Raw genomic sequence first — 12,517 nt, forward strand, 5'->3', positions numbered from 1 at the left:
GAATTAACGAATCAATCCACGGGTAGAACGGGCAAAGAAGTCGTAGAAAGGCTGCACTTCGCTATGAAGTTTGGCCAGTTCTTCAATCTCCGGCTTCACTTCATCCAGCGTTTTACCGCTGCGGTACAGCAGCTTGTACGCGTTACGAATGGCGTGCAGTGCTTCTTTGCTGAAGCCACGACGCTTCAGGCCTTCGATATTGACACCGAACGGCGTGGCATGGTTGCCCTGCGCAATCACATACGGCGGCACGTCCTGCGCGACGCCGGAACAACCGCCTACCATCACGTGGGCACCAATGGTGCACCACTGGTGCACCGCCGTCACGCCGCCGATGATGGCAAAATCATCCACGGTAACGTGGCCGCCCAGCGTTACGTTGTTGGCCAGAATACAGCGATTGCCGATCACGCAGTCATGAGCAATGTGCGCATTGACCATCAGCAGGTTGTCGCTGCCGACTTTGGTCAGGCCGCCACCCTGCGTGGTGCCACGATGAATGGTGACGCTCTCGCGGATGCGGTTGCGATCGCCGACTTCAACGCGGGTCGGTTCACCGGCATATTTCAGATCCTGATTCACTTCGCCAATCGAAACGAACTGGTAGATCTGGTTATCTTTACCGATACGCGTGTGGCCATTCACCACCACGTGCGATTTCAGCACCGTGCCTTCACCAATTTCCACGTTCGCTCCGACAACACAAAACGGACCGATTTGGACGTTGGCGCCGATCACCGCACCTTCTTCAATGATGGACGTTGGATGGATGCTGGCGGTTGAATCAATCACTAATTATGCCTCCCGGCTACGGGCACACATCATGGTCGCTTCACAGACAATCTTACCGTCTACGGTTGCCACGCCTTTAAAGCGCGTCAGGCCACGGCGGGTCTTCTCGAAGGTGACTTCCATGATCATCTGGTCGCCCGGCACTACCGGACGCTTGAAACGGGCTTCGTCGATACCGGCGAAATAGTACAGCTCGCCCGGTTCCAGTTTTCCAACGCTTTTAAACGCCAGAATACCGGTCGCCTGCGCCATCGCTTCCAGGATCAGAACGCCTGGGAAAATCGGTTTACCAGGGAAGTGTCCCTGGAAAAACGGTTCATTAACAGAAACGTTCTTTACCGCACGCAGATATTTATGCTCTTCAAATTCCAGCACGCGGTCAACCAGCAAAAACGGGTAGCGGTGCGGCAGCAGTTCTAAAATCTCTTCAATTTTCAGAGTATGCGTTTCAGTTGTCAAAATACTCTTCCTGTCCTAAAAAATCTGATGGCAACAATAACACGGCCTGCACCGATCAAAATGATCTTTCGCAGGCCGCAAATCAGTTCAGTGGCGTTTCGCTTACCATGATACCTGCTGCCGCACTCTGGTTAACCCCGAGGTGAAAGAAGGTACGCTGCTTTATTATGAAAGCGGGTAGAGCCGGGATGTGCTCAGTCGTCTTTGCCGACCTTGCGTTCGATGGCTTTTAAGCGTTTGCTCATGTCATCGATGTTCATCACCAGCGCTGCCGTTTTACGCCAGGTTTTGTTGGGTTGCAGCGGGATACCCGATGAGTATACCCCAGGCTCTGTGATGGGACGCATGACCATGCCCATGCCGGTTACCGTCACTTTGTCACAGATTTCCATATGGCCGTTAATGACGCTGGCTCCGCCAATCATACAGTAACGCCCAATCTTCAGACTACCCGCCATGATCACACCACCGGCAACCGCGGTGTTATCACCAATCACGACGTTGTGCGCAATCTGACACTGGTTGTCTATGATAACACCATTGCCGATCAGAGTGTTATCCAGCGCACCGCGATCGATCGTGGTACAGGCACCAATTTCTACCCGATCGCCAATCACCACGGTGCCCAGCTGAGGAATTTTCACCCAGTTGCCGCGGTCGTTAGCATAACCGAAACCATCGGCACCAATCACGGTGCCAGACTGAATCAGACAATCCTGACCCATCTGAATCTCATGATAAACCGTAACGTTGGCCCACAGACGGGAACCACGGCCAATGCGCGTGCGCTTGCCGACAAAGCAGCCGGCGCCAATCACCACGTCATCACCCAGCTCAACGCCGGACTCGATGACCGCGTTAGCGCCCACCGAGACATTGCTCCCCAGCTTCGCGCTCGGATCGATCACGGCGCTGGGCGCGATATTTTGCGCGGGCTGCGGCGTGGTGTCCAGCAGTTGTGCCATGCGGGCATAAGTCAGGTAAGGGTTTTTCACCACCAGCGCGGCGGTTTTACACCACTCCAGATCCGCTTCCGTCAGCACCACGGCTGAGGCCTGAACCTGTGCGAGCTGCTCGCGGTAGCGGCTGTTGGCAAGAAAAGTGATTTGACCAGGGGTGGCGGATTGCATAGAAGCAATGCCGGAGATGGCGATATCGCCATCTCCGTGCAATTCTGCATCCAACTGCTGGGCTAAATCAGCCAGTCGAATTGATGACATCGATTATTTAACCTGTTTCAGCACGTCAGCAGTAATGTCTTTCGCGTTAGAAGCATAGGCAACGGCATTGGCGTCGATTACCACGTCATACCCTTCGCTGTCCGCCACTTTCTTCACTGCGTCCTGAATACGGCTCAGCAGTTTGTTACGCTCTTCCATCTGACGACGGCGGTTATCCTGATCGAAAGCCTGCGCTTTCGTCGAGAATGCTTCGCGCTGTGACATGATGTCTTTTTCCATGCGGCTGCGGTCGCTGGCCTTCATGGTTGAACCATCACGCTGCAGTTTCTGCATTTTAGTCTGCAGATCGCGCTCCTGGCTCTGCAGCTCAGTGGCACGGCCCTTGAATTCGTTTTCCAGCTGTTTAGCAACGGTCGCACGTTGCGGTAACTGTTGGAAAATGCTGGACACGTTTACCACTGCAATTTTGTCAGCAGCCTGAACGCCCGCGGAAACCGCTAAAGCAAGACCCAGACCTGCGGCACACAACAACTTTTTCACTATAAACTCCTTACCATCAACGTTTGTGTCAGCGACACAGTGTTGGCATCGTCCGGCTCCCGTCTGGCGCCGGCGCGATGCCGTACTACGACTCTGCTTCCGTGCTCAGAACCTTACCAGGTTTTACCGATGTTAAACTGGAACTGTTCTGCTTTGTCTCCCTCGACTTTTTTCACTGGCTGTGCGTAGGAGAACACCAGTGGTCCAAGTGGCGACATCCACTGCAGCGCAAGACCGGCAGAGACGCGAATGTTGTTCGGGTCGCTGTAGTCCGGAATGCCCGCCGCGCGGGTTTCCGCGGTGTTCTGCCACTTGGTATCCCAGACGGTACCGGCATCCATAAATACCGAGGTACGTACTGAGTTTGCATATTTTTCGCTCAGGAACGGCGTTGGCGTAATCAGCTCAAGGCTGGCGATCGCCATGGCGTTACCGCCCACCGCATCGTCAGACTTACAGATGCCGTCCGGATCGGTCAGATTACAGCTCGACGAACGATCGTTCAGATAAGCGGCTTTCGGACCAATGGTGTTGGACTGGAAGCCACGCACGGTGCTGGAACCGCCGGCGTAGAAGTTCTCATAGAACGGCATCTCTTTGCCACCGAGTCCGTCACCGTAGCCAACACGGCCACGACCCAGCACCACCCAGGTGCCATCACGGTTCAGCGGCACGTACTGCTGGGTGTCCAGCGTCGCTTTGTAGAACGAGTTATCAGAGCCCGGGATGGTCACTTTACCGTTCAGGTTGGTACGGTTACCGCGCGTCGGGAAGAAACCACGATCGAGCGTGTTGTACGTCCAGCCGTAGTTGAAGGTGAAGTCATCCGCAGAGAAATCACCGTCATCATTCAGCCCCTGATGACGACCCACCGAGTCAAGGTAACGCCACATCGCCACCTGCGGACGCATGTTGGACAGGTCGTTGTGCACATAACCTAAGCCGACGCGCAGCGTGTTGTTTTCGTTAACCGGGAAGCCGAGCGTACCGTCCACACCGTAACTTTTGTTGGTGTAGTCGGAGAGATCAGCATCATCCGCTTTAAAGTCGTTGTAGAAGAGGCGGCCGCCGAGGCTCACACCGTCCACCGTGAAGTACGGATCGGTGAGTGAGAATTCTGCGTAAGTCTGGTAGTCGTTCTTGGTACCGCTGATGCCGACGGTATTACCGGTGCCGAGCCAGTTCTCCTGGGTCACGCCAACCTGGAAGCTGACGCCACTCTCCGTACCGTAACCCACACCAAAGTTGAAGGTACCGGTGTTACGCTCTTTGACTTTGTAAACCACGTCAACCTGGTCTGGCGAGCCCGGAACGCGCTGGGTATCAACGTCCACGGTTTCGAAGTAACCGGTACGGTTCAGGCGCTCTTTGCCCTGATCGACGAGGTCGCTGCCCAGCCATGCGCCTTCCATCTGACGCATTTCGCGGCGCAGTACGGCATCTTTCGAGGTGTCGTTACCTTCAAAACGCACTTTACGCACGTAGTAACGGTTACCGGCATCAACGTTGATGTGCAGCTTAACGGTTTTATCCGCATCGTTGATTTCCGGCTGCGTCACCACGCGTGGATAGGCGTAGCCATAACGGCCCAGCAGCTTCTTGATGTCATCTTCCATCTGGGTGACTTTGGTGCCGTTATACAGCTCACCGTTTGGAATCTGCGTCAGGTGCTCAATTTCCGCCGAGTGGCCCGCCATGCTGCCGTTGACGATCACGCCGGCAATCTTGTACTGATCGCCTTCAGTGATGTTGACGGTGATGTAGATGCCTTTCTTGTCCGGCGTCAGGCTCACCTGCGTGGAATCAATATTGAAACGCGCATAACCGCGATCCAGATAGAAGCTGCGCAGGGTTTCGAGATCGCCCGCCAGTTTCTGTTTCTGGTATTTACGATCGCCCACCACGTTCCACCACGGCACTTCATCGCGCAGCTGGAAGCGGGAGATCAGTTCGTCTGAGCTGAACGCTTTGTTGCCGACAATGTTGATCTGCTGGATCTTGGCCGAGACGCCTTCCTGGAAGACGAATTTCAGATCGACACGGTTACGCGGCAGCGGCGTCGCGATGGCTTTGACGCTGGCGGTATATTTACCGACGCTGTAGTAAAAGTCCTCCAGCCCCTTCTCGATGGAAGAGAGCGTGGTGCGGTCAAGCGCTTCGCCGACGCGCACACCGGAGGCCTCAAGGTTCTCCTTCAGCTGATCCTCTTTCACCGCTTTGTTACCGGAGAAGGTGATGCTGGCAATGGTCGGACGTTCCTTCACCTGAACAATCAGGGTGGTGCCGTCACGCAGAACCTGGACATCTTCAAAGTTACCGGTAGCGAACAGTGAGCGAATGGTGTTTCTGATGTCATCATCATTCACCGTATCACCGACGCGTACCGGCATGCTGAGCAGAGCCGCGCCGACGGCGACTCGCTGTAGACCTTCGAAATGAATGTCCTTCACTACGAAATCGTCTGCACCGTAAACGGTGGCGCTGCTAAACAGCAGCGACGCTATGAGCAACTTTTTCATCGCCATCGTTGTTATGCGTTTTCCTAACACATCCCGCGCCTGTCTGCGTTCCAGCGATTACAGGCGAGAGAAATCATTGAAAAGTGCAAGCCCCATTAAAAGCACCAGCAAAATTGAGCCGATGCGATAACTGAAGTCCTGAACTCGCTCGGACACCGGTCCACCTTTGATCTTTTCGATCGCCAGAAAGAGCAGATGTCCACCATCTAAAACCGGCAGAGGGAACAGATTGATGATCCCTAAGTTGACGCTAATCAGCGCGAGGAACATCAGGTAATAAATCACCCCATATTCAGCTGATAATCCGGCACCCTGCGCAATCGAAATTGGCCCGCTCAGGTTATTCAGCTTGACGTCCCCGGTTATCAACTTGCCCAGCATCGAAACCGTCAGCTTCATCAGTTGCCAGGTTTTGACACCGGCTTCACCAATCGCGGCGAAAGGTCCGTACTGTTTTACCGTTTTGTACTCATCCGGCAGCGGGATCACACGCGGGATCACCCCGGCAAAACCTTCCGCTGCGTTGCCCGGTTTCGCTTCCGGCGTTAGCGTCAGCGTTAACGGTTCACCGTTACGCTCAACCTCCAGCGCCATGTTTTTGCCGGGATTATCCCGAACCTGAGCCGCAAAAACCTGCCATTGCGTTAATGGCTGACCATCGACTTTAACGATCCTGTCGCCGGCTTGCAAACCGGCAGCACTTGCCGGTGAACGCGCCTGCACTTCTGCCAGCGTGGTTTCGATTTGCGGCCCGCGCGGTCGAATACCTAAAGCGACCACCGGGTCCTGTTTGTCCGGTTCAAATTGCCAGTCACGCAGATTGAGCTGTTTCTGCTGCGTCGCCTGCTGACCAAACTGTGACACGGTCAGCGTGGCGCTGCTGTCGCCGATTTTACCGATCAGCGCCAGGCGCACAGCATCCCAGTCAGGCGTTTCGATACCGTCAACCGCTTTAAGTTCCATGCCGGAGGTAATTTGCGCTTCTGCCGCGACGGAACCGCTCATAATTTCGCCGACCACCGGGCGAACACCCGGCACACCATGGATGAACACCACCCAGTAGGCAAACACGGCAAAGATGAAATTGGCGATGGGACCGGCGGCAATGATTGAGGCACGCTGCAGCACGGTTTTATTGTTGAAGGCCTGATGACGCAGCTCAGCGGGCACGCTCTCTACGCGCTCGTCGAGCATTTTGACGTAGCCACCGAGCGGAATCAGCGCGATCACGTATTCCGTGCCCTGGCGGTCAGTGCGACGCCACAGGGCTTTGCCGAAACCGATCGAGAAGCGTTCTACTTTGACACCGCAGCGACGCGCTACCCAGAAGTGGCCGAACTCGTGCACCGTAATCAGCACGCCGAGCGCCACGATAAAGGCGACAAAACTCCAGAGTATGCTCAACATCGTCGCTTATCCTCAGAGGGTGCGGAACACCAGCAGCAGCAGGCAGGCAAATACCGGCACCGCGGCTGTCAGGCTATCAATGCGATCGAGGATACCACCGTGCCCCGGAATCAGGTTACCGCTGTCTTTGATACCGGCTTCACGTTTGAACATACTTTCCGTGAGATCGCCCAGCACGGAGGCCAGCGTGGCAATCACGGCGCAGATAATCAGCGTGCCCGGCGCCACCGACAGCGGGGCCAGCAGCGCAAACAGCCAGGCGATAATCGCCGATGACAGCAGTCCGCCAAAGAAGCCTTCCCAGGTTTTGCCCGGCGAGACTTTCGGCGCCAGCTTATGCTTGCCGAACAGACGACCAAACATGTAAGCACCGGAATCCGCGCCCCAGACGAGGAACATCACGAACAGCAGCCACCAGGCGCCGGCGAAATGGTCGGTGTCATAGTGATACTGGCGCAGCGCCATCATGCCCCAGAAGAACGGCACCACGGTCAGCACGCCAAACAGCAGGCGCAGCGGACGCGATGCGCGCCACAGCGCAGCGGAGGCCGGATAAAACAGCACGAGAAACAGCGCGACAATCCACCAGCCCAGCGAGGCCCAGAGCGAGCTCTCCATCTGGAACTGGTGCAGATTACGTTGATAGGGTTGCAGGGTGAACAGCATCACCGCCAGCAGCAGGCCGCATAGCACCGCCAGCCAGATACGCTGCTGACGCGTTGCCATCCCCGCCAGCTGCCCCCACTCCCAGGCGGCAAGCATGCAGATGATGATGGTGGTAATCGCAAAACCGGACAGCGGCAACCAAAACAGAGCAGCGATCACCAGCGGAATCAGAATAAACGCGGTGATCAGACGAGACTTCAGCAAAGGTTACCCCCAGGTTGCTCAGGCGCCGCCTGGTGCAGCGCCGCCATAGCGTCGCTCCCGCAGAGAGAATGCATTCAGTGCACCTTCAAAAACGTGTTCATCAAAATCAGGCCAGAGAACATCGGTAAACCAAAACTCAGCATAGGCGATCTGCCACAGCAGGAAGTTGCTGATCCGATGCTCTCCCCCGGTCCTTATCACTAAATCCACCGGCGCCAGCTCCTGCATACACAGATGCGGAGCCAGACTTTCTTCAGTTATCTGGTCAGGACGTAGCAGTCCTTCCTGAACCTGTTCAGCCAGTTTTTTTACACCCTGGATAATATCCCAACGGCCGCCATAGTTGGCAGCAATGTTGAGGGTGAGTCCATCATTTTGCTGAGTCAGTTCCTCGGCGCGGCGAATGCGTTCCTGAATGCGGTTATTGAAACGGCTGATATCACCAATAATGCGCAGACGCACATTGTGCTTGTGCAGGCTTTTGACTTCGCTGTCGAGCGCCCAGACAAACAATTCCATTAAGGCCGTCACTTCCTGTACCGGTCGGCTCCAGTTTTCACTGCTGAACGCATAGAGCGTGAGCGCTTCCAGCTTGTTGCTGACCGCAAAGCTGACAGCCCGGCGTACTGATTTTACCCCGGCTTTGTGGCCTGAAATACGCAGTTTGCCCTGATTTTTTGCCCAGCGACCATTACCATCCATAATGATGGCCACGTGACGTGGCGTGCAGTACGACCCGTCATCGATTGTATTGTGATTGTTGGACGACATAACGCGTAATAATTCCTTTCATCAGAAATGCTGTGGTTTCTGAATACATTGCGCCTGCGGCAAACGCCGGTAACCTCACCGGATGACATCGAAACAATGTCGGGCCGTAAAACGCGAGCGAGCGACTATACCATTTTCGTCGGGCCGTAAAACGCGAGCGAGCGACTATACCATTTTCACCCTGAGCGAACAAATAGCGCCACCATCAACCGGCTAAACGAAAGCGCGGCAGCAACGCCGTGGCCCGCACGCGTGCGATCCGATCAATCTCCATCACGTCATCCACGCTGCACGGCTCCTGACACTGCAGGGTTGCCAGCACTTCACTGTTGATGGCCGCGATATCGGTAAAGCGAATCTGATGCTGCAGAAATGCCGCTACCGCGACTTCATTGGCTGCGTTCAGCGTGGTGGTGGCCGCCTGTCCGGTTGCGCATGCATCGATTGCCAGCTTCAGGCAGGGATAGCGTTCGTAGTCCGGCTCAGCAAACGTCAGCGCCTTCATTCGGGTGAAATCAAGCGGCGTTACGCCTGCGGTAATACGTGCCGGCCAGGCCATGCTGTGGGCGATTGGCGTGCGCATATCGGGTGAACCCAGCTGCGCCAGCACGCTACCGTCGCAGTATCGCACCATGGAGTGAATCACCGACTGCGGATGCAGGATGACCTCCATTTGTGCGTCGGTGGCGTTAAACAGCCAGCGGGCTTCAATGTATTCAAGACCTTTATTCATCATGGTGGCCGAATCAACGGAGATTTTACGCCCCATTGACCAGTTCGGATGCGCACAGGCCTGATCTGGCGACATAGCGGCCAGCTCGGCTAATGGCGTGTCACGAAAAGGACCACCCGATCCCGTAAGGAGAATCGACTCGATGCCATTCTCACGCAGATCAGCGTACCCCAACTGATGCTGTATGGAAGCGGGCAAACTCTGAAAAATGGCGTTGTGCTCGCTGTCAACCGGCAGCAACTGCGCCTGATGCTGGCGCACCGCCTCCATAAACAAACGGCCGCATGTGACAAGCGATTCTTTATTGGCAAGCAGGACGGTTTTGCCGGCGCGAATGGCGGCCAGCGTCGGTTGTAAACCGGAAGCGCCCACAATGGCGGCCATCACCTGATCGACCTCATCCAGCGCGGCCAGTTCGCAGGCGGCCTGAACGCCGGAGAGCACTTCCGTATCTATGTTGAGTGCTTTCAGTCGTTCACGCAGCGCCGCAGCGGAAGCGTCATCGGACATCGCCGCGTAGCGCGGTTTAAATTGCTGACACTGTTCGGCCATCAGCGCCACATTCTGACCGGCCACCAGCGCAGTCACCTGATAGCGCTCAGGATGCGCCGCCACTACCGCCAGCGTGCTGGTGCCAATTGAGCCGGTCGAACCCAGCAGAGTTAATCGCTTCATGGTGCTGTCCCTGTGAAGTCGTGGTGCGCGCCCGCGCGTACGCCGGGCACAATGTAAAACGCCGCCAGAGTCGTACTACGTCTCTGAACGGCGTTTTGTCAGGCAAATGACGGAATCAGAATTCCATCAGTTCCTTCTCTTTCTCGGCCAGCGCCGCATCAACGTGCTTGATGCGAACGTCGGTCATTTTCTGGATCTCGTCCTGCGAGCGACGTTCGTCGTCTTCGCTGATCTCTTTGTCTTTCAGCAGCGCCTTGATCTTGTCGTTCGCGTCACGGCGCACGTTGCGCACGGAAACACGGCCCTGCTCGGCTTCGCCACGCACAACCTTGATCAGATCTTTACGACGCTCTTCGGTCAGCGCAGGCAGTGGAACACGAATGTCGCTACCGGCTGAGCTTGGGTTGAGGCCGAGGTCAGAAGCCATGATAGCTTTCTCGACTGCCGGACCCATTGAGCGATCGAACACGTTGATTTTCAGCGTGCGTGAATCTTCAACGGTGACGCTGGCCAGCTGACGCAGCGGCGTTGGCGTACCGTAATATTCCACAACGATGCCGTCGAGCAGTGAAGGCGAAGCACGACCGGTGCGCACTTTGCTGATGGTGTTTTTGAATGCTTCCACGCATTTGTCCATGCGCGTTTCAGCATCTTTTTTAATATCGTTAATCACGTTGAAACCCTTGGATTCGGTTTGACCTGGCCACTTCCGGACGCAGCGGAACGGAAACGGTATCGATAAACATCGATCATCCTGAATGCTGCGCGACAGCAGTGCAGCGCGCCAACAGAATATACCTTATTTTATCCTGCGTCGGGTATTAATGCGTAATCAGGGTGCCTTCTTTTTCACCCATCACCACGCGACGCAGCGCGCCAGGCTTGTTCATATTGAAGACGCGGATCGGCAGTTGATGGTCGCGCGCCAGCGTAAAGGCGGCCAGATCCATCACTTTCAGCTCTTTTTCCAGCACTTCACCGTAGGTCAGCTGTTCGTACAGCGTGGCATCCGGATTTTTCACCGGGTCGGCTGAGTAGACGCCGTCGACCTTGGTGGCTTTCAGTACCACGTCCGCTTCGATTTCGATGCCGCGCAGGCAGGCCGCTGAGTCGGTGGTAAAGAACGGGTTGCCGGTACCGGCAGAGAAGATCACCACGCGGTTATTGCGCAGCAGGCTGATGGCTTCTGCCCAGCTGTAGTTATCACACACGCCGTTCAGCGGAATCGCCGACATCAGGCGCGCGTTAACGTACGCACGATGCAGTGCGTCACGCATTGCCAGGCCGTTCATCACGGTCGCCAGCATCCCCATGTGGTCGCCGACCACGCGGTTCATACCTGCCTGCGCCAGACCCGCGCCACGGAACAGGTTACCGCCACCAATTACCACACCCACCTGAATGCCCAGCTCAACCAGCTCTTTCACCTCTTGCGCCATACGGTCAAGTACGCTCGCGTCGATACCAAAACCTTCGGCACCCTGCAGTGCTTCGCCGCTCAGTTTCAGTAAGATACGTTGATATACAGGTTTTGCGTTGGTCGCCATGGTCAATTCTTCCTGGAAGATAAGATGAATGAGAAGTTAAATCTGATCGATCATCCGCTTAGCGCGTGAGAAAAGCTATTGGGATGAGACTGAAAATTGCTGCGCCAAAACGCAGACAAAAAAGAACCGCCTCTCGGCGGTTCCTGCAAACCATTAAGACTGTTTGGACATGGCAGCAACTTCGGCTGCAAAGTCAGATTCGACTTTCTCAATGCCTTCGCCCACTTCGAAGCGGATGAAGTTGATCACGTCAGCGCCTTTCTCTTTCAGCGCCTGGCCAACAGTTTTGCTCGGATCGATAACGAAAGCCTGACCGGTCAGAGAGACTTCGCCGGTGAATTTCTTCATACGGCCTTCAACCATCTTCTCTGCGATCTCTTTTGGCTTGCCAGACTGCATCGCGATGTCCAGCTGAACCTGGTACTCTTTCTCAACCACGTCAGCAGAAACGTCTTCTGGCTTCACGAACTCTGGCTTGCTGGCAGCAACGTGCATCGCAATCTGCTTGCTCAGCTCTTCATCAGCGCCGGTGGTAGAAACCAGTACGCCGATGCGCGCGCCGTGCAGATAGCCGTTCAGCTCAGCACCTTCGAGGACAGCAACACGACGGATGTTGATGTTCTCACCGATTTTCGCAACCAGTGCCACGCGCTCTTCTTCGAACTGCGCTTTCAGAACTTCCACATCAGTCACTTTACCGGCAGCAGCAGCGTCCAGCACTTTGTCAGCAAAGGCCTGGAAACCGGCATCTTTTGCCACGAAGTCAGTCTGGCAGTTCACTTCCAGAATCACGCCATAGTCGCCAGCGATTTTGGTTTTGATCACGCCGTCAGCAGCCACGTTGCCTGCTTTCTTAGCGGCTTTGATCGCACCAGACTTGCGCATGTTCTCGATCGCCAGCTCAATGTCGCCGTTCGCTTCGGTCAGCGCTTTTTTGCAGTCCATCATGCCTGCGCCAGTACGCTCGCGCAGTTCTTTTACCAGTGCAGCGGTAATTTCAGCCATTCCAGAATCCTCGATTCG

12 protein-coding genes are annotated in these 12,517 nt (G+C 55.6%); all 12 read right to left on the minus strand.

Features of this window, described 5'->3' with window-relative positions:
* Positions 1-3: 3 nt before the first annotated feature.
* The gene (gene lpxA / locus C1N84_RS14945; protein WP_021507480.1) at positions 4-792 is read right to left on the minus strand and encodes an acyl-ACP--UDP-N-acetylglucosamine O-acyltransferase; all 789 of its coding nucleotides are present in this window, start codon (positions 790-792) and stop codon (positions 4-6) included.
* Between the two features lie 3 nt (positions 793-795).
* Positions 796-1,251, minus strand: a complete 456-nt coding sequence (gene fabZ, locus C1N84_RS14950) for a 3-hydroxyacyl-ACP dehydratase FabZ (protein WP_013507953.1) — start codon at positions 1,249-1,251, stop codon at positions 796-798.
* Between the two features lie 194 nt (positions 1,252-1,445).
* Positions 1,446-2,471, minus strand: a complete 1,026-nt coding sequence (lpxD, locus tag C1N84_RS14955) for a UDP-3-O-(3-hydroxymyristoyl)glucosamine N-acyltransferase (protein WP_264441618.1) — start codon at positions 2,469-2,471, stop codon at positions 1,446-1,448.
* A gap of 3 nt (positions 2,472-2,474) precedes the next feature.
* Positions 2,475-2,972 (minus strand): molecular chaperone Skp, encoded by a 498-nt coding sequence (skp, locus tag C1N84_RS14960; protein WP_021507482.1) that lies wholly within the window; start codon positions 2,970-2,972, stop codon positions 2,475-2,477.
* Between the two features lie 113 nt (positions 2,973-3,085).
* Positions 3,086-5,497 (minus strand): outer membrane protein assembly factor BamA, encoded by a 2,412-nt coding sequence (gene bamA, locus C1N84_RS14965; protein ID WP_021507483.1) that lies wholly within the window; start codon positions 5,495-5,497, stop codon positions 3,086-3,088.
* Between the two features lie 51 nt (positions 5,498-5,548).
* Positions 5,549-6,898, minus strand: coding sequence for a sigma E protease regulator RseP (rseP, locus tag C1N84_RS14970; RefSeq protein WP_058759530.1), 1,350 nt, complete (start codon positions 6,896-6,898; stop codon positions 5,549-5,551).
* 12 nt (positions 6,899-6,910) lie between these two features.
* A complete protein-coding gene (gene cdsA, locus C1N84_RS14975; protein WP_010616187.1) occupies positions 6,911-7,768 on the minus strand; it encodes a phosphatidate cytidylyltransferase in 858 nt (285 codons plus the stop codon).
* Between the two features lie 18 nt (positions 7,769-7,786).
* Positions 7,787-8,539 carry a (2E,6E)-farnesyl-diphosphate-specific ditrans,polycis-undecaprenyl-diphosphate synthase gene (gene ispU, locus C1N84_RS14980; RefSeq protein ID WP_058759529.1) on the minus strand — a complete coding sequence of 251 codons (753 nt, stop codon included), beginning with the start codon at positions 8,537-8,539 and terminating at the stop codon, positions 7,787-7,789.
* Between the two features lie 205 nt (positions 8,540-8,744).
* Positions 8,745-9,947: a 1-deoxy-D-xylulose-5-phosphate reductoisomerase gene (gene ispC / locus C1N84_RS14985; RefSeq protein ID WP_264441619.1), complete on the minus strand. Its 1,203-nt coding sequence runs from the start codon at positions 9,945-9,947 to the stop codon at positions 8,745-8,747.
* Positions 9,948-10,062: 115 nt separating this feature from the next.
* Positions 10,063-10,620, minus strand: a complete 558-nt coding sequence (frr, locus tag C1N84_RS14990; protein ID WP_021507488.1) for a ribosome recycling factor — start codon at positions 10,618-10,620, stop codon at positions 10,063-10,065.
* A 148-nt stretch (positions 10,621-10,768) separates the two neighbouring features.
* Positions 10,769-11,494 carry a UMP kinase gene (pyrH, locus tag C1N84_RS14995; protein ID WP_010616191.1) on the minus strand — a complete coding sequence of 242 codons (726 nt, stop codon included), beginning with the start codon at positions 11,492-11,494 and terminating at the stop codon, positions 10,769-10,771.
* A 153-nt stretch (positions 11,495-11,647) separates the two neighbouring features.
* Entirely contained in the window at positions 11,648-12,499 is an 852-nt protein-coding gene (gene tsf / locus C1N84_RS15000; RefSeq protein WP_058759527.1) for a translation elongation factor Ts, read from the minus strand.
* Between the last annotated feature and the right edge of the window lie 18 nt (positions 12,500-12,517).

This window comes from Pantoea sp. SGAir0418 (genome assembly GCF_043529865.1).

Bases quoted from the DNA above. Each gene is read 5' to 3' on its own strand.
- ispU (WP_058759529.1), bottom strand. From the start codon at position 8,539: ATGTCGTCCAACAATCACAATACAATCGATGACGGGTCGTACTGCACG.
- bamA (WP_021507483.1), bottom strand. From the start codon at position 5,497: ATGGCGATGAAAAAGTTGCTCATAGCGTCGCTGCTGTTTAGCAGCGCC.
- rseP (WP_058759530.1), bottom strand. From the start codon at position 6,898: ATGTTGAGCATACTCTGGAGTTTTGTCGCCTTTATCGTGGCGCTCGGC.
- ispC (WP_264441619.1), bottom strand. From the start codon at position 9,947: ATGAAGCGATTAACTCTGCTGGGTTCGACCGGCTCAATTGGCACCAGC.
- lpxD (WP_264441618.1), bottom strand. From the start codon at position 2,471: ATGTCATCAATTCGACTGGCTGATTTAGCCCAGCAGTTGGATGCAGAA.
- pyrH (WP_010616191.1), bottom strand. From the start codon at position 11,494: ATGGCGACCAACGCAAAACCTGTATATCAACGTATCTTACTGAAACTG.
- tsf (WP_058759527.1), bottom strand. From the start codon at position 12,499: ATGGCTGAAATTACCGCTGCACTGGTAAAAGAACTGCGCGAGCGTACT.